This window comes from bacterium, from assembly GCA_009926305.1.
Classification (GTDB): Bacteria; Bdellovibrionota_C; UBA2361; order UBA2361; family RFPC01; genus RFPC01.
The window spans coordinates 1-25,903 of the sequence record RFPC01000017.1 but is presented as its reverse complement, the minus strand read 5'-3'; the positions used below and the strand labels follow the sequence as shown (position 1 = coordinate 25,903).

At 45.7% G+C, this 25,903-nt stretch carries 26 protein-coding genes; 21 read left to right on the top strand and 5 right to left on the bottom strand.

The window, feature by feature from the left end:
- Positions 1-10: 10 nt before the first annotated feature.
- From fliE to sppA, 16 genes are all read left to right on the top strand, one after another.
- Positions 11-361, top strand: coding sequence for a flagellar hook-basal body complex protein FliE (fliE, locus tag EBR25_04680; protein NBW40287.1), 351 nt, complete (start codon positions 11-13; stop codon positions 359-361).
- A 28-nt stretch (positions 362-389) separates the two neighbouring features.
- Entirely contained in the window at positions 390-2,039 is a 1,650-nt protein-coding gene (gene fliF / locus EBR25_04675; protein ID NBW40286.1) for a flagellar M-ring protein FliF, read from the top strand.
- Between the two features lie 11 nt (positions 2,040-2,050).
- Positions 2,051-2,851 (top strand): hypothetical protein, encoded by an 801-nt coding sequence (locus tag EBR25_04670; GenBank protein NBW40285.1) that lies wholly within the window; start codon positions 2,051-2,053, stop codon positions 2,849-2,851.
- Positions 2,848-4,230, top strand: coding sequence for a FliI/YscN family ATPase (locus EBR25_04665; protein ID NBW40284.1), 1,383 nt, complete (start codon positions 2,848-2,850; stop codon positions 4,228-4,230). The genes EBR25_04670 and EBR25_04665 overlap by 4 nt, the downstream gene beginning before the upstream one ends.
- Positions 4,231-4,236: 6 nt before the next feature.
- Positions 4,237-4,677, top strand: a complete 441-nt coding sequence (locus EBR25_04660) for a hypothetical protein (protein NBW40283.1) — start codon at positions 4,237-4,239, stop codon at positions 4,675-4,677.
- On the top strand, positions 4,674-5,510 hold the full coding sequence (locus EBR25_04655; GenBank protein NBW40282.1) for a hypothetical protein: 837 nt from the start codon (positions 4,674-4,676) through the stop codon (positions 5,508-5,510). Before EBR25_04660 ends, EBR25_04655 begins: the two co-directional genes overlap by 4 nt.
- 111 nt (positions 5,511-5,621) lie before the next feature.
- Positions 5,622-5,813 (top strand): hypothetical protein, encoded by a 192-nt coding sequence (locus EBR25_04650; protein ID NBW40281.1) that lies wholly within the window; start codon positions 5,622-5,624, stop codon positions 5,811-5,813.
- 138 nt (positions 5,814-5,951) lie between these two features.
- Complete coding sequence (locus EBR25_04645; protein NBW40280.1) at positions 5,952-7,625, top strand: flagellar hook-length control protein FliK; 1,674 nt, start codon at positions 5,952-5,954, stop codon at positions 7,623-7,625.
- Positions 7,626-7,639: 14 nt separating this feature from the next.
- Positions 7,640-8,290 carry a hypothetical protein gene (locus tag EBR25_04640; protein NBW40279.1) on the top strand — a complete coding sequence of 217 codons (651 nt, stop codon included), beginning with the start codon at positions 7,640-7,642 and terminating at the stop codon, positions 8,288-8,290.
- An 81-nt stretch (positions 8,291-8,371) separates the two neighbouring features.
- On the top strand, positions 8,372-9,688 hold the full coding sequence (locus EBR25_04635; protein ID NBW40278.1) for a flagellar hook protein FlgE: 1,317 nt from the start codon (positions 8,372-8,374) through the stop codon (positions 9,686-9,688).
- A gap of 225 nt (positions 9,689-9,913) precedes the next feature.
- Positions 9,914-10,891 carry a methylmalonyl Co-A mutase-associated GTPase MeaB gene (gene meaB, locus EBR25_04630; protein ID NBW40277.1) on the top strand — a complete coding sequence of 326 codons (978 nt, stop codon included), beginning with the start codon at positions 9,914-9,916 and terminating at the stop codon, positions 10,889-10,891.
- A 77-nt stretch (positions 10,892-10,968) separates the two neighbouring features.
- On the top strand, positions 10,969-11,277 hold the full coding sequence (locus EBR25_04625; protein ID NBW40276.1) for a DUF59 domain-containing protein: 309 nt from the start codon (positions 10,969-10,971) through the stop codon (positions 11,275-11,277).
- A 36-nt stretch (positions 11,278-11,313) separates the two neighbouring features.
- The gene (locus EBR25_04620) at positions 11,314-12,417 is read left to right on the top strand and encodes an acyl-CoA dehydrogenase (protein NBW40275.1); all 1,104 of its coding nucleotides are present in this window, start codon (positions 11,314-11,316) and stop codon (positions 12,415-12,417) included.
- Between the two features lie 13 nt (positions 12,418-12,430).
- On the top strand, positions 12,431-12,994 hold the full coding sequence (locus EBR25_04615; GenBank protein ID NBW40274.1) for an SIS domain-containing protein: 564 nt from the start codon (positions 12,431-12,433) through the stop codon (positions 12,992-12,994).
- A 127-nt stretch (positions 12,995-13,121) separates the two neighbouring features.
- Entirely contained in the window at positions 13,122-13,613 is a 492-nt protein-coding gene (locus EBR25_04610; GenBank protein ID NBW40273.1) for a hypothetical protein, read from the top strand.
- Positions 13,427-14,503, top strand: coding sequence for a signal peptide peptidase SppA (sppA, locus tag EBR25_04605; GenBank protein ID NBW40272.1), 1,077 nt, complete (start codon positions 13,427-13,429; stop codon positions 14,501-14,503). Before EBR25_04610 ends, sppA begins: the two co-directional genes overlap by 187 nt.
- A gap of 222 nt (positions 14,504-14,725) precedes the next feature.
- Here sppA and EBR25_04600 read toward each other — a convergent pair whose 3' ends face one another.
- The 3 genes from EBR25_04600 to EBR25_04590 all read right to left on the bottom strand — a co-directional run bounded on the left by EBR25_04600 (position 14,726) and on the right by EBR25_04590 (position 18,604).
- Complete coding sequence (locus EBR25_04600; protein ID NBW40271.1) at positions 14,726-16,180, bottom strand: glycine--tRNA ligase; 1,455 nt, start codon at positions 16,178-16,180, stop codon at positions 14,726-14,728.
- 302 nt (positions 16,181-16,482) lie between these two features.
- The gene (gene mqnE, locus EBR25_04595) at positions 16,483-17,601 is read right to left on the bottom strand and encodes an aminofutalosine synthase MqnE (protein NBW40270.1); all 1,119 of its coding nucleotides are present in this window, start codon (positions 17,599-17,601) and stop codon (positions 16,483-16,485) included.
- 40 nt (positions 17,602-17,641) lie between these two features.
- Positions 17,642-18,604 (bottom strand): tetratricopeptide repeat protein, encoded by a 963-nt coding sequence (locus EBR25_04590; protein NBW40269.1) that lies wholly within the window; start codon positions 18,602-18,604, stop codon positions 17,642-17,644.
- A 321-nt stretch (positions 18,605-18,925) separates the two neighbouring features.
- Between EBR25_04590 and EBR25_04585 the strand changes: the two genes are divergently transcribed.
- The 4 genes from EBR25_04585 to selD all read left to right on the top strand — a co-directional run bounded on the left by EBR25_04585 (position 18,926) and on the right by selD (position 23,675).
- Positions 18,926-19,639, top strand: coding sequence for a ubiquinone/menaquinone biosynthesis methyltransferase (locus EBR25_04585; protein ID NBW40268.1), 714 nt, complete (start codon positions 18,926-18,928; stop codon positions 19,637-19,639).
- 243 nt (positions 19,640-19,882) lie between these two features.
- Entirely contained in the window at positions 19,883-20,521 is a 639-nt protein-coding gene (locus EBR25_04580; GenBank protein NBW40267.1) for a UbiX family flavin prenyltransferase, read from the top strand.
- The gene (locus tag EBR25_04575; protein NBW40266.1) at positions 20,514-21,395 is read left to right on the top strand and encodes a 4-hydroxybenzoate octaprenyltransferase; all 882 of its coding nucleotides are present in this window, start codon (positions 20,514-20,516) and stop codon (positions 21,393-21,395) included. Before EBR25_04580 ends, EBR25_04575 begins: the two co-directional genes overlap by 8 nt.
- 99 nt (positions 21,396-21,494) lie before the next feature.
- Entirely contained in the window at positions 21,495-23,675 is a 2,181-nt protein-coding gene (gene selD / locus EBR25_04570; protein NBW40265.1) for a selenide, water dikinase SelD, read from the top strand.
- Here the strand turns inward: selD and EBR25_04565 are convergent.
- Positions 23,596-24,225: a hypothetical protein gene (locus EBR25_04565; protein NBW40264.1), complete on the bottom strand. Its 630-nt coding sequence runs from the start codon at positions 24,223-24,225 to the stop codon at positions 23,596-23,598. The genes selD and EBR25_04565 overlap by 80 nt on opposite strands.
- 279 nt (positions 24,226-24,504) lie before the next feature.
- Between EBR25_04565 and EBR25_04560 the strand changes: the two genes are divergently transcribed.
- On the top strand, positions 24,505-24,810 hold the full coding sequence (locus EBR25_04560) for a hypothetical protein (protein NBW40263.1): 306 nt from the start codon (positions 24,505-24,507) through the stop codon (positions 24,808-24,810).
- A 32-nt stretch (positions 24,811-24,842) separates the two neighbouring features.
- On the opposite strand, the gene EBR25_04555 is transcribed toward EBR25_04560, so the two are convergent.
- Positions 24,843-25,903 (bottom strand): 6-phosphofructokinase (locus tag EBR25_04555; GenBank protein ID NBW40262.1); only part of this gene is annotated, 1,061 nt, incomplete at its 5' end.

Sequence of the window (25,903 nt, the reverse complement as noted above, 5' to 3'; positions counted from 1 at the left end):
GGGATAATAGATGGCGATTGAAAATTTATCATCACCAAACTTTGCACTTCGCTCTATTAAAGCGTATGAACAGGCACAAAAGGGTGGTGCTACTGAAGGCTTTGAGAAGGCAGGGAGTTCGGATAAGACTGGCAAGTCTCGAGATGGCTTTGCGAATATGCTCACCGATGCCATGAAGGAAGTAGACTCACTTCAGAAAGATGCTGATCATAAAATTGAAGGAATGGTTCTCGGGAAGGGTGTGCAAACCCATGAGGCAATGATTGCTCTCGAAAAAGCAGATATCGCCTTTAAGCTCATGAACAATATTCGAATGAGAATTACACGCGCATACGAAGAAGTAATGCGAACACAGGTATAGGTTTAAATAGTTTTTTTGAGGGGTTTTTGTGGCTTCAAGTTTTGATCCAAGTGCGATTCTTGCTCAGTTAACGGAAGGGTATATGAAGCTGCCACTAGTGCAGAAAATACTCTTTCCTGTATTACTTATTGCTTCTGTTTCTGGAATTATTTTTGTGTCTAAATGGGCGAACCGCCCTGAGTTTGTGACACTATTTTCTGATCTCGAGCCGGCAGATTCTGCGTCTGTGATAGAGCGCTTAAAAGATTTGAAAGTAAAATATCAGGTAGAAGGTGGTGGTACTATTATTACTATCTCACCGCCTTCAATGGTACATGAGCTGCGCATGACTCTAGCCGGTGAAGGGATAGTACAAGGTGGCAAAGTCGGACTTGAGATATTTGAAGCTTCGAATCTTGGTACAACAAGTTTCCAGGAGAGAGTGAAGTTTACGCGAGCAATTCAGGGAGAGCTAGAGAGAACCATAGAATCGCTTGACGCTGTCCATGCCGCACGTGTTCATATTGCTCAACCAGAGAAAAGTGTATTCGCTAATAAGTCGCAGCAGCCTACAGCATCGGTCATGCTACGTCTGTCTGGCAGAAGCGAGCTGATCTCTCAGCAGATAAAAGGAATAGCTCATCTTGTTGCGGGGAGTGTCGAAGGACTGCTACCAGAAAATGTTACCATTTTGGATGCGAATGGCTCTCTATTGACTACACCAGAAGATGAGACGGGTGATCAGCTACAGATGGAAGCAACCCGTCTTGCATATCAACGTGAGATAGAAAAAGGATTTGTTAGTCGAATTGAGCAAGTTCTCTCAACAGTATTAGGCCCTGGTAAAGCAATCGCGCGAGTCACAGCTGATATGGACTTCACTCAGAGTGAGCGCGAAGAGGAGACGTTTGATCCAGGAGGGAAGGTGCTTCGTTCAGAGCGGACAATGAATGAAGGGACAGGCACATCTCAGAGAGGAGGTGTTCCAGGGATTGTCTCAAATATGTCTAATCCATCGCCTAATACTCTTGATGGTCCAGGAGATAGCTCGAGCTCGCGAAACGAGGAAGTTCGAAACTATGAGGTATCACGCGCTGTCTCCCGAACCCGATCACCACAAGGAACGCTTACTCGACTTTCGGTTGCTGTAGTTGTGGATGGAACATATGACTCAGTAGTTGCAGAGGATGGAACTGAAACAAAAACGTTTCAACCACTTCCAAATCAGATGCTAGAGAAGATAGAGAATATCGTTAAAAGCGCTGTTGGGTATGATTCCGTTCGAGGCGATTCAATCACGGTTGAAAACATAGCCTTTAATGCGCAGAGCGATAGTTTCGTCGAGCAAATGGATGCGAAAGCTACCCAAGACATGATATTTAATGCGATTTTTCGTGCTGGGCCAGTTCTCTTTCTTATTCTCTTCTTCTTCATCATCGTACGACCACTTGTGCGGTTTATAATCACTCCAACAGAAGCAGAACTTGACCTTGAGCGTTTATTACCGACCGGATTAAAAGAACTTGAGCAAGAGCTTGACGCTGAACGTTCCAAGGCAGGTAAATTGCCAGAGATTGATCAGTCTGTGGATCTTGAGCAGCTTGAGGAACTTATGGCAGAGAACTCTCGGATTGTAAAAGAGAATCCACATCAGGCGGCACTTCTTATCCGCTACTGGTTAAATGACGGTCGTATCTAAGAGGAATAAGAATGACAACAGCTCAAAACCCCGAGCGTCAAGCAGACTATCAAGAAACGCCTTATGTCGATTCGTCGTGGGAAATGATCGACGAGATTGATGAGAATCCCCACTTTGAGCCACTTGAAATTGCCATTATTGAATCTGATGAGACTCGCTCAGATGCGATGTTTGCCGACTATGGAGGGCAGATCGATCAGCAGAAAAAAATCTTTGCACATAGTGTTACTGGATATGTTGAAGAGGAGAAATCTGTCGAATTGCAGCTGCGTGATGAGATTGATTCCCTAAAGGCAGTAATGGAGCAGAAAGTAGCTGAGGCACATGCAGCTGGCGTTGAGGAAGGGAAGCAGTATGGTCGCGAGGAGGCGATGCAAGAAGAGGTAATCGCTCAAAACAAAAGAAATGAGTCTATTGAAATAGTCCTAAAGGACCTGATACAGCAGTCGGAACGGACTCTACAAGAGCTAGAGAGCGATGCTGTCAAATTTTCTCTTGAGATTGCAAAGAAATTAGTCGGACAAGCAGTTGAGATTAATCCTGAGTATATTATTGAGATTGTGCGTGAGGCTTTATCGAAAGTTGGAAGTGCGCTCATAGAGCGTGTTCGCGTTAGTCCCCAGGACTTCGAGTTTATCGAGATCTTTGGCGTTAGGAAGATGCTCGATGATTCCGATCAGTCGTGGAATTTCGAGTCAGATGAGACCGTTCGTTCAGGTTGTGTGGTTGATACAAGTGCTGGTGAAATTGATTACCAATTAGAAGAGGCATGGCAGAGAATCGCTGAACAAGTGATGCGAGTTGTAAAATGAGCAGTGCATTTCAAAAAGCCTCATCGGTGCTTGACTTCACCAGTGCATGCGAAATGCGCGGAACAGTTACTGATGTAAGGGGTTTAATTATTGAAGGCACTGGGCCTTTTGTTTCCGTTGGTTCTACTGTTGATATTCGCTCCGGTAGTCATCTGATACAGGCGCAAGTGGTTGGCTTCAAAAAAGACCGCATACTGATTATGCCTTATGCAGAGCCCCAAGGTCTTGCTCCGGGCGCAACCATTACTTCCACTGGTCTTGAATCTCACGTTCCAGTGGGACCACATCTTTTAGGGAGAGTTATTGATGGAATGGGACGACCCCTCGATGGGAGGCCATTGGTGCCTGGAGGTGAGGCAGTCCCTATTCTAAGAGATCCTCCGAATCCGGTCTCACGTCGTCGGGTATCGGAGCCTTTCGACCTGGGTGTAAAGGCAATGAACGGATTTCTTACCATGGGAGAGGGGCAGAGGACCGGCATCATGGCGGGTTCTGGAGTCGGAAAATCCACGCTCCTTGGGATGATTGCGAAACATTCTAAGAGTGAGGTGAATGTTATTGGTCTTATTGGTGAGCGGGGAAGAGAGGTTCGAGAATTCATAGAGCGAGACCTTGGCGAGGAGGGATTAAAGCGTTCCGTTGTTGTTGTAGCAACGGGTAATGAATCAGCTTTGATGAGAATACGTGCCTCCTTGTATGCAACCGCTCTTGCTGAGTACTTCCGTGATCAGGAGAAGAAGGTAGTTCTTATGCTTGACTCTGTTACACGACTCGCGATGGCTCAGAGAGAGATTGGGCTGGCAATCGGTGAGCCGCCTAGTACGAGAGGTTATACGCCTTCCGTATTTTCTTTACTGCCAAAGTTGCTTGAGCGGGCTGGAACGACAGAAGGTCAGGGCTCTATTACTGCTCTCTACACGGTGCTGGTTGAAGGGGACGATATGAATGAACCCGTCGCAGATGCTGTACGAGGAATTCTAGATGGACATGTCGTGCTCAATCGAGATCTCGCATCCAAGGGGCATTTCCCAGCTATCGATGTGTTACAGAGTATCTCTCGAGTAATGAATGACATTGTTCCATCTCAATTTGTTGATATTGCTTCGGAGGCCCGAGATATTTTAGCTACGTATAAAGATACAGAAGACCTTATCACTATTGGAGCATACAAGGCTGGTCAGAATCCTCGTGTGGACCGAGCGGTTGGTGCTATTGATATGCTGAACAGTTTTCTTCGCCAAAAGCCTGACGAAAGGGTGTCACTTGAAGATGCATGTAAGAATCTTATAACAGTAGTTGAACAGGCGAATAAGAAGGTCAATGAACTCTATCAACGAGCGCAGGCAGAGCAGTCACAGAGTGCTCAGGAAAATGGATAGTGTAACATGCCGAAAAAATTCAAGTTTAGACTGCAGCGCGTTCTAGAGTACCGAAAGTTACTGAAAGATGGACTCCATAAGGCGCTGCTTGAGAAAAATCAGACAGTGAGCGATCTAGAGAAAAAAGAGGAACAGATCCTGCAATCTCTAAGTGAGGCGAAGATTACGTCGCCTGTTACCAGCGGTGAGCTGATGAGCTTACTCGGGAACTATATCACTCGGCTGAGAGGAGAGCTTGCTGTAAATGAAGAAAACTTACTAGTGGCGCGGAGGGATCAGCAAGAGGCTCTCATACAATACAGAGAGGCGGCAAAAGAAGAAGAAGTGCTGAAAAGACTAAAAGAGAAAAAGCTATCAGCATATACGGAGAAATATGAGAAAGAGGAAGCAAGTTTTCTTGATGAGATAGGCACCTTGAAGGGGAATATGCAGTTCGGAGAAAAATGATGAATGCAAAAAAGAAAAAACTGACGCGAGAAGATGCTGCAGAGCTTTACCGAGACCTTCATAAAACCATTGGCAGGATGAAAGAAGGGGGACAAAAAGGCGGCGGTGACGCACAAGTTGCAAAACAGATTGCTCAGGCAATCAGGGAGAGCATGAGAAGAGAGGATGCTACACGAGAGAGGTCTAAAATTATTACGGATGAGTCCTCGGCAGAAAGCATAACTCAACATAACTCCCGCGCCAGTCACAACTCTCGCTTTGCATTCGATCATTCAAGGCCGAATGGAGTTCAGAGTGCAGTGGCGTTAGTCGCCTTCTTCGTTCTTATGAAGATTTCTCTTGCTGCATTTGAGTATGCCGGAGTTTTTAATGTAAGCACAGCTCGTGCCTCTCTGCACCAAGAAGTTGCGCTGAGTTCTGTCCCGGCATTGCCAAGGTACTCAGAAGAGGAACTTTCGGTTTTAAAGCAGCTTGATATTCGACGTGTAGAGCTGCGTGAGCAGGAGTCGCAGATTGAACAGCAGGCTAGAGAGCTTTCGCTTAAAGAGCAGGAATTTGTTGTACGGCTGGCTGAATTGAGGGAGCTTACTGATCAGTTAAAGATATCTCGAGAAAAGAGTGCCGAAAGAAGGAATGGTCAGCTTGAACAGCTATCAAATGTTTATGGTTCAATGGATCCAAAAGAGTCGGCTCAATTAATAGAGCAGCTGGATGTTTCTATTGCGCTGGGCCTGCTTGAAAGAATGCCAGAGAAAAGGATCGGACAGATTTTATCACTTATGAGTGCTGAGCGAGCTTTGACGATCACAAGGATGTTAAGCAGAGGCGAATAAGCTGCCACTTCATGCGATGGTGATAGCGGGTGTTTATAGGCTGATTGCCGTTGGTGGATATCCAAACGGGGCGATTACAGTCAGGGAATTATAAGCATGTAATACCTGCTTATGCTGTTGCAGAAGAACGTAGCAATACGAATCCTTCTTTCTCTTTCTCTTTCTCTTTCTCTTTCTCTTTCTTTGGTAGGTGCCGCTATCATGAAATGGTCTTCTCGATATCATTTGCATGCGAAATGTCGCTATGAGGGTCTGGAAGGAGAGGAAGACTTCTCCACGTACTCGGTGAATTCACCTCTATGAGGCATTAATTGCCCCAATTGAGCGGACAATGTTCTCTTAACTACCTAATATCACATATGTTTATGTTTATCATTTTTTGGCGTACAGATTGCTCCCTATCTCCCAGCTGCAGATGCAGGTGTCTAGAAAGGGATAATTATGCCGAGTCCGATCTTGAAAAATCAGGGGATAGCGATTGAAAACACCCCTCCAGAAAAGCTTTCGCCATCGGCGAATAGACTGGGTCAAGCTGGAGCTGATGGTCTCTTGATGGCACAGTTCTCTCAGTTGCTTGATAAGATCTCGGTAGAACTAGAAAAGACTACAGATTTTAACACTTTACTGGCAAATCAGACTTCGACGTTAGCAAATTCAAAAAATAGTGCTCAAGAAGAAGAGTCCGCAAGATTTCAGCAGCAACAATCAGAAGTGAATACGTTCACAGCAGTCAAGTCTGAATCCGTTCAAAGCTCAGTAAAGCATTCAGATAATTCAGCACAAGAGAACAGCAATCGGACATCGTGCGAGCAAGACGCATCGACTGTTGATAAGACGGAGACAGTAGATGTTGCAGAGCAGGATAATTCAGAAGCAAAAGAAGACGCCAATCACGAGGCGCCCTCCGAGGAGATCCTCATTGAGACGCCAATCCCCGCTTCCTCAGAGAAGAGCGAAGACACAGAGGGAGCTATTCTGGCAGTAGGAGTTCAACTCACCGCTGCTACATCGAACGAGGTCGTCATAGATGAGACGCCGCAACTCCCTGTATCACAGGGTTTGCCATCGCAAACAAAAATTCATGAGAGTCCTGCCGTACAAGAGAATGCTGCCGTACAAGAGAATGCTGTGGTGCAAGATGGACTGGTAGAATCCCGCTTTCAGCCAGGTGTAAAGGTTATAACAGGGGAACCATCAGGTGGTGCTCCAACTCAAAGTGAAAACCCCCAAGGAACGCCCCTGATACCAGAATTTCAATCTGTTACCGGAGAGGAGCTTCAGGTTGTTAAGGAAGTCACCAGTGCTATTCAACAGACTGCACTCAATCAACAGGTACAACAAGGGCAGCCTCGAGGAGAGGATCAGCTTGCAAAACTTGTAGAAGGTCTCCTTCAGGGAAAGAACGGTGAAGAGGCCGGCGCTCAACAAGTTATCTTGTCTCCTACATTTAAGCCGCAGAGTGAACTTTTTTCGTCTCTAGTTCAGTCAAGAATTTTATCAAATCCATCTGAGGCTAGCGTTTCACGAGGAGTTGAGCAGATGTCTAGCTTTACGAATTCAGGTGCTCAGCAAGGGCATAGCCAAACACTTAATGGCCAGGCACATGGCTCTGTAATCAATCTGAAAGCGGATAAGTCAGAGGCAGCAGCAAATAAGGAGTCCATGAAGGAATTATCAAAGGGGCAAGAGCTGAGAACCTTAAAAAAAGTAGAGGAAGCATTACGAGATGTAGCAAAATCACGGGATGGAAAATCAATTTCGTTGCGACTTGATCCACCATCTCTAGGAAGTGTGAGAGTGGAAGTCAGTATTCGAGATGGAGTTTTACATGCGCGTTTAGCAGCTGATAATGCACATGTTAACACCTTACTTCGTGATAAGGGCGCAGAGCTTCAACAAGTTCTTCGGGGACTTGGACTTGATGTAAATAATGTAAACGTTTCTGTTCAGGATGACGGCAGCCAACAAAATGCGAATGCCGATACATTTTCACAACAGCAAGAACAATTTGAGAGAGAATCGCGCGGGGAGACAGATGGATTCTCTGCTCACGACTCTGTTGCAGTAGTTGGTGAGCAGAAGAGCTCACAGATTTCTGACCACTGGGTAGCATAGGGAATAAAGGAAAAATGGCGACAATAAACGGACTAGGACAAGTAGCAGGTGATGCGCTAGGCGGAGCTGCCAGTAAGAAAGATAATCCTGAGATTATCGATCAGACCGAATTTCTTGAGCTTCTGGTAACACAGCTTCAGAACCAAGACCCACTAAATCCGATGCAAAATGAGGAATTTGCAGTACAGCTTGCACAGTTCACCCAGGTTGAGCAGTTAATCGGCATTAATGAAAAACTTGAGTCAGATAAGGGAAGTGACAGTTTTGGGTCACTTGTATCGTATCTTGGCCAAGAGGTATGGCTCGATTCAGATGTCGTCTCAGTATCGAATGGGAATGCGGGAGAGATAGCATTCCAGCTCGGTAATAACGCATCAAACGTACAGGTTGAGCTGGTTGATTCGGCTGGAATTGTTCAGCAAGTATTAAGTTTTGGGCCTCTGTCGAGCGGTTCGCATAGAATTCCTCTCGATGAAGTAACAGCGGCAAATGGCGATTATCAGGCAAGAGTAAAGGCCGTTTCGTCTGGAGGTGGTGAGATTGCCCCTGAAGTATCAGTAGCTGGTATTGTGAATGGATATATTCCAGGTCCGAATCCTACGCTTCTTGTTGGAGATCGAGAGGTTCTGACTTCTGAGATATCTCGAGTTCAGATTCCTAAGTAGTTTTATGTTTTTAAGTAGCCCAAAAGCTAAACGGGCTAGAGAAGAAATTTTGTTGTTTAGTTAGGTTAAAGGAGATTACACGTGAGCATCGTAAACGGACTATTCGCAGGTCGCGCAGGTATTTCAAGTCACGGTTCAGCTATCGCAGCTGTGGGTGATAATATTTCCAACTCGAGTACGATTGGTTACAAAGCAAGTCGTGCCGAGTTCAACGATCTGATTGCTGGAGGTCAAACTGCTGGAAGAACTATAGGTTCGGGTTCTCAGCTTGCAGGTGTGACCAGTAATTTTAGCCAAGGGACGCTCGAATTCACGAGTCGACCACTTGATCTCGCAATTGATGGCAATGGCTTTTTTGTAGTTGCTGATGGACCACAACGCTTCTATACCCGAGCTGGAAATTTCAGAACAGATGAGACTGGTAATCTTGTCGACCAAAATGGATACTCAGTGCTTGGGTTCCCCTCTAATGGAACGGGAGCACTTGCCCCTCTCAATTTGAACACTGCTGCATCGAGCGCAACCACTACATCCGCAGTAACGATTTCTGGGAATCTTGATGCAGGAAGTACAGATGCTATAGTCATAGGCCGCCTAACTGGCACGGCACCAAGTCTCCAAGCAACAAATGCAGGAACGGATGGAACCGCTAATACTCTCACTTTTGCTGACCTGTCTGACGCGGCTGCGTTTCAAACAGCTCTTGATGTGGTAGATTCTCTTGGAGAGGCGCATACCGTAACCGTATTTTTCTTCAAGAATCAGGCAAGTGCTAACTCTTGGACGGCTGCTGCTTACGTTAATAGTGAAGATGTAGATCCGCTTACTTCATTAGAGACTGGAGAGCCGAGATTCCTTGGATCATCAGCAATGACATTCAATGCAGACGGCTCTATTGCCTCAGGGAGTACCATTAACGCTACGAATATTCCGTGGAATAATGGATCAACTACAACTGGAGATATCGCTTTTGATTTTGCTCAATTCACACAGTTTGCAGCAAACTCGAATATTAACTCAATTAGCCAAAATGGGCAGGGGGTAGGAGCGGTTACCTCTGTAAGTATCTCTGGGAATGGAGAAATCTTCGCGCTTCTTGATAATGGTGAAAATACCGTTATCGGAACTATTGGTTTAGCAAACTTCGCGAATGAGGAGGGGCTTCAGAGAGTAGGTAGTAACCTCCTTGCACAGTCTAATGATTCAGGAGAGCCGATTCAAGGAAGTCCTAGCAGTGGAACGTTTGGTAATATCCAATCAGGTTCTTTAGAGCTATCAACAACTGATATTGCGACAGAGTTCGTTAAACTGATCACTCTACAAAGGGGATTCCAAGCAAATTCGAGAATTATTACATCAATTGATCAGTTGCTGAATGAAATTATTCAGCTCGCTTAGATAATTTTTACCTCACACCCAGGTGCCGTGGAAGAGATGGGGGTCTCTTCCACGGTATTTCTATATTCTATGAGGATAATTTTCTGAGTTCCTCAAAATTTAGGATGTTACGGATAGTGGTCTTTTGGCGGAAGATCCGTTAGATTTCATCATAATCAATTATTTTTTCTTAGACCCGATTGATTAATAATACAGCTGTTGGTGTACCAGCGGGGATAGAGACGCATGGGAGTTTTTTCAGATCAAGAACTTATTGATGGGGTGGTCAAGGGCGATATTCGAGCGATCGCGCGTTTTATAACGCTTGCTGAGAATCGTGTTCCACGAGCTCGACACCTTTTAACAAAACTCCCAAATCGTAAGAAAAGTGCGCATGTCATAGGGGTTACAGGTTCCCCCGGGGCAGGGAAATCAAGCCTTGTTGATCAGCTTGCCTATGAGTGGGCGTCTGAGGGAAAACGGGTAGCAGTTATAGCGATTGATCCCTCGAGTCCATTCTCTGGTGGTGCGGTATTGGGTGATAGAATACGGATGGTCTCTGCCTTAGCGAAGGATTCTGTATTTGTTCGAAGTATGGCAACTCGAGGAGCGCTTGGGGGTATTAGTCGTGGTACCCATGATGCCTTATTGATTCTGCAAAGTGCGCCTTTTGACGTAATTATCATTGAAACGGTTGGTGTAGGGCAGGCGGAGGTCGATATCGTTCGAAGTGCTGATACGTGTTGCGTAGTATTGGTCCCTGGGATGGGAGATAGTGTGCAGTCACTTAAGGCAGGAATCTTGGAGATAGCGGATCTCTTTATTATTAATAAAAGCGATCTGTTTGGTGCGGATATTCTCGAGAAAGACCTGCATGTCTTATTGAGTCTTGTTGAAGTTCAGCCAGATGGTTGGATTCCTCCGATTGTTAGAACGGTTGCCACTAAAAGTGAGGGAATAACTGCTGCAAGACAGTCGATGTCTGAGCACAAGAGTTGGCTTCATTCGAGCAAGCTGGGACAGCGTCGGGCCGCTGATCTCACGGAGCAGCGGCTACTTCAGTTGTTTCTGGATGATATTCGAGAAGAGATTGAGCTCTCGTGCCAGGATATTTTGAAAGACTCTGCGATTCAGCTCGTAAAAAGAGAAATAACCTTTCCTGAAGCGTTTGAGAGGCTCTATGCCACTTATCGGGATCAATCAAGTAAGAAGGAGAAAGGCTAAAGCCTGGTGAAGAGCTGGTTGAAACGACTTGCCTGTCCTGCCCATGGGCTGTCATACTCCTTAAAGTCAAAGGCTATCTGCAAAGGAAAATTTCTGTGATTACAGAAGAGGAGATCATAGCAGTCTTACAAACGATCGAAGATCCAGATTTGTTTTTGGATCTGTGGTTTCTAGGACTGATTTACGATATCCGAATTGATGAACGAACCGTTGAGATTGATATGACCTTTACTACACCGCTTTGCCCATCAGGCCCAACATTAGTGGAGCAGGTGCGTTCTGAAGTGTGTAAGCTTGAGGAGGTCGACGAGGTCGAAGTGCGAGTTGTTTTTGAACCTCCATGGAAGCCGAATGAGGAGGTAAAAGCTCTCATGGGTCTTGTTTAGTGAAATATCAAGAACGGTAAGGGGCAGATATCAAAGATGGAGCAACCAGAGCACATTGAGCTGATTGAGCTGGTAGAAAGATTTCTTAAATCAGAGATCACTACTGACTACCTCTATGCACGACTTGAGGACGAGGTCACATCTGATAGCACGCTTTGGGAAGAGATGCGGAAAATAGGATTTTTTGAGTTCTTTCAAGAATTATCGAAAGAAGATAATCCATTTTCTCTTCTGGGCAATGTGCAGCGTCAAACTGGAGAGTATCTCCTCCCTGAGTCTTTAGTTGAGAGTTTACTAACAGGCCCATTATTTTGCTCATTCCTTTCGAACGAGGACCACAATACGGCACTACTAGATTTTTTGGGCGAAGGATCTGTTGATGCCCTCAGGAACGGCCTAAAAACTGTGGCAATCATTCCCCCTTCCGAACAACAATTATCTGTTTCAAAAGATGGAGATACGTTTTTTATAGATGGGATTATGAATGGTGTAGTTCGTCGTTCAGATTGCATTGGATATCTCTGTTGCCTTGAAGACAGCGTATATCTTTTCCGAGAGAGTACAGATTTGAGTGATCTGTCACCGACGAAGTCGCTGGAGAGGATGCTTCCGAGAGGGAGGTATTCGGTTCCGAAGCAGAAAGCTCTTCCATGCAAGAATATATCGGGGCAAGAGTGGAAAGCTATTATTCGATTTCTTGTTGCAGCAGAGCTTCTGGGGATTGGAGAAAGAGTTCTCTCAATGACACGAGACTTCGTGAGTGAGAGAAGGCAGTTTGGGGTGCCTGTAGGATGCTTTCAGGGGGTTAGTCATGCGCTAGCCAATACGTATCTTCAAGTCCGTGAGCTTGAAGCGCTTATCTTTTTTCTTGGAAAGATGTTTGACAGAGGGGATAGACAACGGGAGTCCGTTGCGCTGGTAACGCTTTCCGCAGCCCTAGAACGTATTCCGGTTGTCGTCGAAAAGTGTATTCAACTCCATGGAGGAATCGGATTTACCTGGGAGTTTCCGTTACATTTGTTTCTTCGACGAGCTTGCATGTACCAGTCGCTTTATCGCCTTTCCCATGAAGAACGAGAGGAAATCTGCAGTGCGGCGAGCATTATGGAGCATTCTTCTCAGGAAACACGATGTTCTTAACAGGAGAATAAGAATGATAGCTCAGGATTTTCTTTTAGAGTCGGCAAGGTTGAAGCAGCAACTTGGTGAGAATGAGGGATTCTTACAGGCCTGGCAGCGGGCAGCCCAAGAAATTCAAGTGTCTGTTGAGAGTGGTGGAACGGTTTATATCTGTGGGAACGGTGGTTCTGCATGTGATGCAATGCACTTTCGGGAAGAACTCGTAGCTCGTTATAAGAGGGAGCGACCTGGAATTCGGGCTCATCATTTTATGGATGGAGCGACTTTGACGTGTTGGGGGAATGACTATGCGTATGACACCCTTTTTGAAAGGGAGGCTAAGACGTTTTTAAGGGAAAAAGATGTTCTCATTGCAATTTCAACCTCGGGAAAATCTAGGAATGTAATTAAAGCGGTAGAGGTTGCTAATGCACTCAATGCCCCGACGATTGGTCTACTTGGTAAGGATGGTGGAGAACTGGTAAATATGGTGAAGCACGCACTTGTCGTGCCTTCGCAAGAGACCGATCGAATTCAGGAAGTGCACATTACTCTCATCCATGCCTTCTGTGAGTTTTTGGAAAGGCCTAGCGCCTAAGCTGCTTTGCTGAGGAGCCAGTCTTCAACCCTGAGATGCCTTTTGATCATGCCAAGTTGCCGTTGGGTGAGTTGGACAAGCCCCCATTTTTTGAGATTCCTGTAAATTCTCAATGCGGAAATGAGCCATTTATTGTTATTCTACTCTTCGCTTTCTATTGAGTTTCTTTTTTGAGGTGAATGCTGTGCAGATATCCCTTTCCATTCATATTTTAGGAATCGTCTTTTGGGTTGGTGGCTTGGTTTGTCTCAGTAGAGTCTTGCGAGTCTACACCACCCATGAAAATCTGAGCTCGTCTCTTGGTCAGGGCGATCTGTATGCGGCGGTCAAGGCGCTCTGGAAGGGCTTTGTCCTTGGAGGTATGGTTGTCGTGCTCGTTACAGGAGTGGCCAATGTTGTATCGGGAGCAGGCAGCGTATATTTTCAGCAAGGATGGTTTCATACCAAGCTGACGTTAGTAGTTCTTCTGTTCGGATTAACAGTATTTTTATCGCAGCAGATGGCTCGATTAGGTCGGGGAGAGGTTCTCAAGCGTGCTCACTTGGGAATAATCCATGGAGTATCGAGTGCGGTGCTCCTTGCTATATTGCTCATAACCTATTTAGGGAGATTCTCGTAATGAAGGGATACTTAACTTGGCTAGCCAAATTTATTACAGGGGCAGTAGTCCTCGCATTTTGCATTCCATTTCTTTTAGCGGGACTTGTGGGCGCAATATCCGGTTCAGCCGTAAAAGCCCCGGTAAAATCGGCGAAGGGAGTTGCAGTAGTCGAAATTGAAGGGATGATAATCGATTCGAAGAAAATCCTCGAGGAACTCTATAAACATAGCGCCAATGATGATGTCCTTGGAATCGTTCTTGATATTAATTCACCTGGCGGAGCTGTTGGGCCATCGCAGGCCATTTATTCAACTGTTAGAGCATTAGCAGAGCGCAAGCCAACCATTGCAGTAATGGGCTCCGTTGCAGCTTCTGGAGGGCTCTATGCAGCATTAGGAGCTAAGAAAATCTTGGCTCAACCTGGGACATTAACAGGTTCTATCGGTGTAATCTTACAGTTGCCCAACTTCTCGAAAATTGCCGATCAGTATGGTTTTCAGATGATTACCATCAAGAGTGGCGAGCTCAAGGATGTCGGGAATTCGTTTCGCCCCATGACCAAGAGTGATAGGGATTTCTTGCAGGCATCAGTTGATAAAGTAAGAGAGGAGTTCGTGGATGCAGTTGTGTCGGGTCGTGGAATTGAGCGGGATGTCGTCGATTCCATTGGAGACGGGCGAATTATTCTTGGCTCGGAAGCCCTTGAGTATGGGATGATTGATGGGTATGGCACAATCTATGATGCCAGTCGAGAGATCTATGAAATGGCAGGAGTGCCACTTGATCAAGAAGCCATCCCAAATCTCATTTATGAGAAAGATCAATTCTCTCAATTGAAGAAGTTTTTTCGGGAAGGAGTTTTCGCAGACTTGCTAAATAGTATTTCCCCCAGACTCGAGTTGCGATAAGAGGGCCGCGTTGTCAGCATTCTTTGTGGCCTAAGATATTGGTTCTCGTGCAAGAATGAATGTCTTTCCCACTCTTGTACGTATAACCAACTCGTTTCTTTCGGGTCTCCTTTTCGTGAGCATGCCCGAGTACTTCTTAGGTAACAGGTACTTCTTAGGTAACAGTACGGCGTTGCCTGAAGATTAGTGAGTGAGGGACACAGGAATCCTCCTCTTGGGGGCTTACTTCTTAAGGCCGTCTAAAACAAACTGTACCGCTTGACTCGCCGATATTCTCTGTTGCTCGGTCGAGTCTCTATCTCGGATAGTGACTGTCTCATCTTCTAGTGTTTGGTGATCAACAGTGATGCAAAAGGGTGTGCCGATCTCATCGTGTTTTGCGTATCGTTTTCCAATAGACTGTTGGGCATCAAAGCGTGCGTTGATTCCCGACTGAAAGAACTCTAACGAAAGTTTCTCTGCTCTTTCTGGCAGCCCTTCCTTTTTTACAAGAGGGAGAATTGCGGCTTTGATCGGTGCAAGCCTTGGGTGAAGCTTCAGAACCTTTCGAATCTTATCATTTCCATCGGCATCTTTGCCTCCTTCTTCCGTATACGCATCGAGGAGATACACGAGGAGTCCTCTCGTTAAACCAGCAGAAGGCTCAATAACATATGGGATATACCGATATCCTGGTTTACCTGTTTCAGGGTCCTCTTTTTGCTGATCAAAGAAGTGCAACTTGCTGCCAGATTCTTCTGAGTGTTTTCGAAGGTCATAGTCTGTTCGTGATGCGATGCCTTCCAGCTCATCCCAGCCCCACGGATAAGCATATTCGATGTCATAGCAAGCTGAGGCATAATGAGCCAGCTCATCAGCTTCATGCGGTCTCAGGCGAAAATTCTCAGTTGAATTAGCAAATGTTTGCCACCATTGCATGCGAGCTTTTGACCAGTAGTCAAGCCAGTCGCCTTCAGTGCCAGGTTCTACGAAGAACTCAAGCTCCATCTGCTCAAATTCACAGGTTCGAAAAATAAACTTCTCAGTGATAATCTCATTCCGAAAAGCTTTTCCTATTTGTGCGATCCCAAATGGAATCTTCATTCCCAAGCTCTGTTGTACATTCTGATATTGAACAAATATTGCCTGGGCGGTCTCTGGGCGCAGGTAAATTGCTGATGGTTGCAGGGCTTCTTCAACCGTCTTTCGAATCTCCTTGGCATTCATTCGTCCATGCACAATTTTCTTTATTGCTTTATCTAGCGGATCTACTGGTCCAATAGACGTACGAAACATAAGATTGAATTGACGTTCGGCCGAAAGGTTCGGACAATTACAGAGAGGACAGATATATCCGCGGTCACTGACCGTTCCTTGAAGCTCATCGCCGTCGGACTTCCCGCCTGCTCGGAAAGTTACAGGAGATTCAGGAGGCAGTGTCGGAGCTTTGTCAGCGCGGAAACGACCGCCGCAGTTCAAGCAGTCTACTAAGGGGTCAGAGAATTCCGCCAAGTGACCACTTGCCTTCCAGACCCTTGGATGCATGAAGATAGCAGCATCAAGCCCAACAACATCTTCTCGGGCATGAACCATCGACTCCCACCAGCAGTTCGAAATATTTCGCTTAAGCTCAACTCCTAATGGGCCGTAGTCGTAGGCACTTTTTAGTCCCCCATAAATCTCACTACTCTGAAATATAAACCCTCTTCTTTTGGCAAGAGATACGACTTTGTTCAGTAGGTCTTCGGACACTTTTGCTCCTGATGGATTATTCAGCCTTTCTCCAGTCGCTTTTCGCACGGAGAAACCTGAGTTGGATGCACTTATGAGTAGCACAGAGAACAAAATATTCTATTTGTCTTCTCCACGCCACTATCTCTATCGTATAGACTGTCTGTTGTCGTTTCTATTGTCTAGATACATATATGTACGTGTTTCGAGCTAACCCTATCTGAGAGCTTACGAGACCCTCTGTGGCTCCTCTATCCGTTACAGCGAGTTTAGGCACAATGTCTCGTAGCGAGTTGTGTCCCAGAATCCTGTTCCCCTTGAACCTCTCGATAGAGGGTGTCTCGTTCGATGGGAATCCGATTTGTGCTAACGATTATTCTCTGAATATCCTCTATGGTGAGTTTCTGAGGAGAGTCTGAGCCTGCCATGTGATAGATTTTTTCTTCCGTTACGGTTCCATCAAAGTCATTCGCTCCAAAGTGTTGGGCAATTTGTGCGGTCTTAATACCCAGCATAACCCAGTAAGCCTTAATATGCGGGATGTTGTTGAGAAGGATCCGACTTAAGGCCATTATTCGGAGATCATCACTACCAGTAGGAGCGGGTAAACGTTCCATTCGGTTTCCCTCATTATGAAAAGCAAGGGGAATGAAGGTCTGAAAACCTCCTGTTTCTTCTTGAAGTGTTCGCAGCTGAATCAAGTGCTCAACAATCTCTTGTGGCCGTTCGACTGTCCCATAAAGCATCGTACAGTTTGACCGCAGTCCGAGGCGATGAGCGGTGCGATGAACTTCTAGCCACTGTTCCGCAGATGCTTTGTCGCGACAGATCTTTTTTCGTACTCTCGCAGAAAAAATCTCAGCACCTCCCCCTGGGAGAGAGCCAAGCCCGGCAGCGATAAGGCTCTGTATTATACTTTCGTAGGATAAGCCGAATTGTTCATGAAAATGGTGAATTTCGACGGCAGTGAACGCCTTAATATGCAGTTTAGGAAATTCTGCTCTGATCATTTTTAGGAGTTCACAATAGTATTCAAATGGAAGATCAGGATTATTTCCATTAACAATGTGAATCTCTGTCATTCCCGGCCGATACCGTTCTGTAATCCATCGCTTGGCAGTGTGAAGATCCATGGTATATGCCTGTGGCATTCCCGTTTTTAGTCTGGCAAAAGAACAGAATAGACAGTCTGATTTACATACATTTGTCGAGTTTAGATGGAGATTCCAATTGTAATACGTTCTATCTCCATGTAATTTTTCTCGAATTTCGTTTGCTAATTGGCCTAGCTGGAGAAGAGTTGCAGATGAGTAAAGCCATACTCCTTCTTCAGCATTCAGGGGCAATTGATCATTAAGTATTTTCCGACGTATTTCTGAAAATTGCATTTTATCTCGCAAAGATATTAGTTGATGGTTAGTCGTGTTTTCATGTCCTTTCAACTTTCTTTTTCAAAATCTCGATCTTTTCTTGGATGTCAGAACCTGATTCACCAAGATCTTTTGCCCGCTGAAATGCAATAAGTGAATTTTTCCACTCCTTTTGAAGTTCATACGCAGACCCGAGAGATACATAGAGTTGCGGCGATGGTTGTAATTGTAGAGCTCTTTTAGCGCTACTGACTGCTTTTTGGGGTTGATTCGTAGCAAGATAAAGATTGACCAAATTTGACAGGTATTCAATATTTTCAGGTTCCTGCTCTATCGCTACTAAATACAGCTCAATAGCCTTGGTCAGATCGTTACCGAGGGAATAGACAGTCCCGAGGCGCGCAGGGACTTTAGGGAGTGAGTTGTCGAGTTCGAGCGCACGCTCGTATGCCGTCTTTGCTTTTTTTATCTCTTTTTGAGTGAAGTAGGCGTCTCCTAGTCTCGCGAACAGTCCCGCGTCGTTCTTTGCAAGATTTGAATGCTTCTCCAAGAGAGTAGTCGCTTCCCTCAGTTTGCCGACTTGGATAAGGACGCTGCCAAGGTTAAAGATAGCCGACAGATTCTGAGAATCCAGTGAGACCGCTTGGCGAAGAAGTTCTTCTGCTTCTTGAAAGTTCGCTTCTTGCGCTAGCGCAGCTCCACGCTCGTTCAGTTCAGCCGACTTTTGCGAGATGTGCGAACTGGGTACGTCAGTTTTGACGTCCTCGGTTTGTGGAGCAGCGAGAGCAAAATCTACTGGAGTGATGCCAAGCATGGTGATGACGAAAAAGACGGAGAGAACATTACAGAACACAGAAAAAGCAGGAGCGAAGATTGAGTGCTTCCATAGGCACGGCATGCGTACGTTGCTGAATTTCAGGGGTGTTCGTCTTAGAGGTTGGGCAGTCTCAAGAATTGCTATTGGGGAATACTGAATTTGAGGGGACAGAGCATGATTCGTTTTACGTTGGTGTCTGAGCATCGTTCCTCTCGTGCATAAAGTATTGTCGTTTGTAAAATCTATCTACGACGTGAATGTTCAGGTGGCTATAGACCTAATCTTTTCTTTCGATAAGTCCAGGGAAAGGGTAGCTTGCCGGATTTCAGAACTCAAGAGCAAACCAGTATGCAAAGACCTAAAACAAAAGTCTTTTGTCCATATGAATACTGTAACGGTGATGGTGTGGGAATGAAGACCTCGGGTACAAACAGGGGAATAAGGATATAAACGAGGATGAGAAGGCCGTGAATTATTGACATCGTTGCTTAAGGTATATGGAATAGAGAAATTGCAATATATGTCATGGGAAATGAGCAAGTGAAAATACAAGTAGTTGGTCAGGACGTACAGGATATGTTTGGCTCGATAGCGACTCGATACGATGTTGCTAATTCTTGCTTGAGTCTTGGCATTCACAAATGGTGGAGAAAGAAACTCGCGAAGCAGTGGAGGCAGTTCCCTGTTGATGGGCCGGTTCTCGATCTTTGTAGTGGTACGGGCGATGTGCTCTTTGAGTTGGAAAATAGCTTTCCAATGTGTATCGGAGCTGACTTCTGTCTTCCTATGTTAGAACAAGGGAAGAAGAGGCGGAGTAGGAGTTTATTCCTTCAGGCTGATGCCCAGTGCCTTCCTTTTTCAGACGAAACCTTTGCTCTTCTCACGGTCTCATTTGGAGTGAGGAATATAGAAAATTTGCAGCTTGGATTACAGGAAATGTATCGGGTGCTCAAGCCCGGGGGACATCTCCTTATCATGGAATTTGGTCAGCCTAAAAATAAAATATGGAATGCTCTTTTTTCCTTCTACAGTTTCCAAGTCATGCCCTTGTTAGGAGGCTTGCTGACTGGGAATAGGGCAGCCTATGAATATCTTCCGAGAACAAGTAGACATTTCCCCTGTGAGGCTGAGTTTGTTGCGGAGCTGGAAAGAGCGCACTTTCAACGTTGCTCATCACAGTCGCTTACAGGTGGCGTGGCCTACATTTACCATGGCCAGAAAGAGGCCGTATCTTGTTGAACTTTCTCAGTATCGGTTTGTTTCAGGGGGTGTTTCCTCAAGCTGGGGGGACGATTTTTCGACAAATTTCCGTTAGGGAATCGTGGATATCATCGACTACCCACAAGAAGTGACTTTGCATTGCTGGCAGGTTACAATAGAACACGCGGTAGAGATCCCGACAGAGCTCGGAATACAAAGGAGAGTAACGTGCAGGAAGCGCCTCAGAAGAACTGGATTGTGGGAATTACTGGCGCCAGCGGGATGCCATACGCCCTTACCTTGATTGATCATCTTGAGCAGTGTTGTGACGAGGTGCACGTAGTCTTTTCCGAAGCAGCTTTCAGGGTTCTGCATGAAGAGCAGAATGTAAAGTTAAAGTCATCTCGGCTCTCTGCTGAAACGCTGATTGGAAGACCCAGTGATCAGATCTTCTTTTATGACAATAAAGATATTGGTGCAGCAATCGCTTCAGGGTCCTTCTTGACGGAGGGCATGGTTATAGTTCCCTGTTCGATGGGGACCTTGGGAGCTGTGGCAAATGGGTTGTGTCAAAATCTGATTCATCGAGCAGCGGATGTAGTTCTGAAGGAAGGAAGGCGCTTGGTAATCGTTCCGAGGGAAACGCCTCTTTCCTCACTGCACTTGGAAAATATGTTGCGACTCTCCAAGATGCAAACCCGGATCGTTCCAGCGATGCCAGGGTTCTATCAGCGTCCGGAGTGTATCCAGGATCTCGTGGATATGATGGTGATGAAAATCCTCGATCAAATGGGTCTGCACCGAGAGCTCGTTCCTCGGTGGGGCCGAGATAAGGGTGATGACAAGGATTCTGGGGGTCGGCGTACGTTGAGCAGTAGTAAATCTTTGAATCTGGTCTCTTTACCATCAACTCATGACTGAAGCATTTTCCTCTGCCCTACCCGTGCGGCTAAAAACATGGGGCAGTTTTGTAAAGTTCTCGCACACGGTGTTCGCTTTGCCGTTTGCTTTGGGGATGGGGGTGGTTTGTTCCAAGACAACGAATGTCTCCATCGGGCAAATCTTATGGATTGTATGGTGTGTAATAGCAGCTCGAACATCTGCAATGGCCTTTAATCGAATAGCAGATCAAAAATGGGATGCTCTTAATCCAAGAACCTCGAATCGAGAGCTGCCCTCAGGTGCGATCAAGAGAAATGAAGCTCTGCTGCTCTGGTTCTTAGCTGGCATCGGCTTTCTTTTTGGCTCTTGGCAGCTCGGAAGCCATTGTTTCATTCTTGCTCCGATCGTACTCGCCATTGTCTGCGGGTATTCATTGATTAAACGGTTTAGCAGATTCAGCCACTTTTTCTTAGGCTTCGCACTTGCATGTGCTCCTGGTGGTGTTTGGTTTGCTCTGATAGGGAGCCTGACATACGAGCCACTCGTTTTGATGGCAGCCGTGCTGTTTTGGGTGGCGGGATTTGATATTATTTATTCCTGTCAAGATGCACAGTTTGATCGTTCTGTCGGACTTTTTTCGATTCCTTCTGCGATGGGAATAGGATCCGCTCTCCGTATCGCTAGGATCGCTCATGTAATTTCTTGGGTCTTACTCATTATTTTCGGAATGGCAGCTGAATTGCACTCTCCATACTACATTTTGATGGGTGTGTTTGGAGTTTTTTTACTTCGGCAAAATATGATTATTCATGAAAAAACATTACATAGAGCGGATAATGTCTTTTTCACTCAGAATGGTCTCGCAAGCATCACTTTTTTAATCGCAACTCTTGTTGAGAGCCTGCTATCCTAGAACGTATATTGTACGCTAATACGTGAGTGCCGCTGAAGCCACTCGTTTACCTCGTTATCTCGTGGTGGCGGCATGCTACGCCGTCAACGGTGAAGTATTATGATAAAGAAAGCTTATCACGCTCTTTTGGAAAAAGATCTCCTGCTCGTAGGTGCGGGTCACGCTCATTGTTTGGCTCTTCGAATGTTGGGGATGAAGCCATTGCCGTCGGTCAGGGTTACGATTGTTTCAGACTCTTGCTATGCGCCCTACAGCGGAATGTTGCCATCTCTTATCGCGAGAAGGATTCCGTTCTCTGATGCTCATATTGATGTTCCACGGTTGGCTGACTGGGCAGGTGCTGTGTTTATACAAGGTGATGTTTCCAGAATTAATCCTGATAAAAAAGAAGTTGAGCTATCTTCTGGTAGAATATTACGTGGAGACATCATCAGCTTGAATGTTGGAGTTCATTCACCCGTATTTAATGCAGGGCACGATGCTGAGACGCTTTGTAGTGTTAAGCCTGTTCAGCAATTTATGCGCTGGCTTGCAGTAATGGAGGAAGAGAAGAAGGGGCAGATTTTCCAGTTAGCCATAATAGGAGGTGGAGTAGCTGCTATTGAGTTAGCTCTAGCATTGGATACGCGTTTTGAAGGGAAAGCTCAAATTATTTGCCTAGAGCGAAGTGATAGTTTTTTACGAGAGTTGCCGCAGCGTGCGCGGGCCAGCGTGTTGAATGTCTTACGTATGAGAGGTATTCAAACGAGGACTCACTTCGAGGTCAAACAGATTACAGATAGAATCATTACATCCACTGATGGCGAGAGTCTTTCCTGTTGTAAGGTTATTTCAGCAGCAGGAGCATCTCTGCCGGAATGGCTAGTCCGTAGTGGTTTAGCTATTTCCCCCCGCGGATTTCTTGATGTTGAAAATACGCTTCAAAGCGCGTCTCACCCAGATATATTCGCCTTGGGTGATATCGCGGACATAAGAGGTATGGAAAGACCCAAGTCGGGTATTTTTGCAGTTCGCCAAGCAAGACCATTCGTACTGAACCTGAGAAGGAAGCTCAGGAAAAAATCTCTGAAGTCGATTTATCTTCAAAAAAGGTTTTTGAAAATTATTGGGACAGACAAAGAGGAAGCTCTCTTTGTGAGGGGAACGCTCTCTTTTATAGGGCGATGGCCACGAGTGTTAAAAGATATAATTGATGGTCGATTTATACGTCAATTCCATCGCTTACCGATTATGAACCGAGGGGTGTTCGGATCGGTTTTCAGTCGCAAGGGTTCAGAAGAGATGTATTGCAAGGGTTGTGGCGGAAAAGTCGGAAGAGAGCAATTATGCATAAATCTTCAAGCACCGCTTTCAGACTCTTCTCGGATATCAGTGAAAGGGAATCAAGAGCTTGTTCAGAGTGTAGACTTTTTTACACCCTTTACCAAGGATCCTTACTCGAATGCACAATTCGCATTCCATCATGCTGCGGCAGACCTACTCGTAGAAAAGGTTAAACCTCAAAATGCGCATGCCCTGTTAATGCTTCCACGAGCGGTTGAAGATGTCGAGGAGAGATTGCTCGAGCAATTTATGTCCGGGAGTAGGTTGGCTGCCCAGCAGTACGGAAGTCTGATTGTGGGTGGGCATAGTGCTGTGGGAGACTCTGAGCTTACTGGTTTTGAGGTAAGTGCTATACGAGAGAAAGTCCCGCAAGCGCTTTGTGACGTGGGTGCGTCCTTTGACATCATCATCAGTAGAAGAGTCGGTCTTGGTACGTTACTAGCAGGTTATGCAAGAGGCTTCGGATCGGGTTGTACTCTTGAGCTCATGAAGAAAGAGCTTTTGCAGAGTCAGTTGAAACTTCTCCCTATTCTTCAAGAAAAATCAGTCCTATTTGCTACGGACGTTACTGGTTTTGGCTTGCTGGGGCATTTACTCAACAAAATTGCCAAACTCCCAGTACATGTAACGCTGCTTCCCGATCATATTCCCCTCTATCCAGGGGTCCGAACACTTTGCCAAATTGGGATAAGAAGTTCGTTATATCAATCGAATTTGCAGAGTATCCTAAGCCAGCATACAACGCTTGAAGCAGTTCGTCGCTATCCTTGGCTAATTGATCCTCAAACAACAGGGCCAATTCTTTTTGGTATTGCGTCCGATAATACAAAGGCAACGCTTCATAAGATGAGAAAATCAGGTTTTCCATTTGCAAGAGTTATTGGTCAGATAGAGGGTAGTCAGAATGGCTTTCGCCTATCCCTAGCACCTCATTTCTCAGTAAATGAACGCGTCTGAGCCAGCCCTTTAAGAAAATTGACAGTGATGGTTTCCTTTGGCAGAGCGCTTTATAAAACTCTTCCCTCTTTCTTAGAAAACGATTGAGGAGTGAATGTGGACAAGCATCCTTAATGAATTTGAGAGTTATCGGACCTACCCTTCCATCAGGCTCTATGCCGAGCACCTCTTGAAGTAATTGAATTGCTCTGCGAGGTCCCGTATGCACGGCTGTATCAAAAAGAGCGATGGCAATTTCCTTTGTAAAACGATGTGCATGGCTAGCGAGATAATAATCTTCGAAGTAGAGATTCTGAATTTCACACGGACGAATAGCGGTTACGGAGCGTATCGGACGTCCCCATTTTTTGTTCCAGGCATCGTAACTTTTCTGTGTTATCCCAAAAGCAGTCGCATTTCCTTCGGCATTTCCTGGGTCTCTGGGGTCGTAAGATATTCCCCCCTCCGACTTGAGAGTGAAGTGAAGAGCATCGAGAAATACTTGAAGAGCGTCTTGTTGGTCCCTTGAAGTGGGAGATAAACAACGAGGTAGACTCATATGCATGATCATTACCTATTCAAATCAAATATGGGTTTCTATCAGTTAATATTCGGCAATTTGAATAGAATGTTGTTTTATATGAGCCCGTGATGGGAACAGAAGAGGATGTTGGTAACTTGCTGATTTGTTGAAGGAACTTCATGGGGATCTTCAGGCATTCTAAATGATAGGAACCGACACACTCTCTCTTGTCATCAAACATTTCGAAAAAGGGGTCTGGTATTCAGTGAAAGCCACCGAGTTTCCTCTTTGTCGTGTGTTATTTGGAAGTGTCTGGAGAGCTCAGTGATGGAAGTGTTTGGTTGGATAGATAAGCTTCGGAAGTTGCAGCGCAGACCTCTAAGGACTTCGTCCGACACCCTGCCACGATGGGGAGGGGATAGCGAACGTTTGAGACAAGAGCAACTACGAAGAGTTTTACGCCTGCATGTCGCTGATTTGATTGCTACTCGTTCGAATGAACAGTGCTTACCGGAACTCCGGAACTCATTTTCCCTCTCTCAAGACACTGTTCGTCAGTCTGTCTCTCAATCAACACCCTTCAAGAAGAAAAGAGAGGTGGCGAGCCATCCTGTTCTCAAAGCTGATGTGTGAGGCGCTTCTCTTTTTATGGTGATGAAGTAGGGCTATCGAACCATGTACCGACATGCCAGTTTGTAGAAATCTGATTCGAGATCGACGGTTCTTCCTCTCACTGTTCCATTCGCGACAAACTGTTCAAGTGGAACGAAAAAAAGCTTCTCAAACTCTCTTGTGACCATGAAGGCACCCTCCTGAGAAGAAAGAGCCTGTATAGCTCCATACCCCAGAATACGTGCATATTCGATATCGGCTGCTATAGGTCTCGCACATCTTAGTTCATATCCGACGGTCTTATGCTTAATTTCAATTTCTGTGATTCCTTCAGACTCTAGCTGGTTTCGGATAAGCGGAAGAAGCACATCTCCTAGTTCAATCTCTGAGTAGGTAATTCGACCGAGTTCGTCTCGGAGATCTTCATCCAAAAGCTCTGAGCTTTCCGGTCTAAGACAATCAAGGAGTCCCTCCGCGAGAAGAATGACCCCATAATTTTTCCCAGCCATATTTTGTGCTTTTATGGTAGACACAATTCTCTTGGCAAATTCTGCTGGTTCGTGCGCACCGCGAGAATACTCTTCTGGAATAAGTGCAAGAGATGCGCCTGACGCTAAACCAATTCCCAAGGTCAGAAAGCCTGCTTGTCTTCCCATAGTTTCCACAAGATACCATCGCCTGCAGGTTTTTGCATCGACGATCAACGTGTCTACTATTTGGGTTCCGACGGTACGTGCTGTTTCGAATCCAAATGTTCTTTTTCCACCGGGAAGGGGAATATCATTATCAATAGTTTTTGGAACGTGCGCGATGCGCATAGTGGGCATCTTTTGATGAATAATGTGGCTAAGGGTGGCCGTGCCCTCCCCACCAATCATAACGAGCCCCTCGATATGAAGTTTTTTCAATATCTCAACAAACCTTTCTTCATTCTCTTTTTTAGAAAAGGGATTAAATCGAGAGGTGCCAAGTAGAGAGCCGCCTTGATTATATATTCTCGAAATGCCATCAACCTCCAGCGGCATGAAGGCATCAGCGCCATCTTTCAGACATCCCCGCAGGCCGCCATTAACGCCATATACCTGCATCCCTCTTCCATGAGCCTCTATCGTAG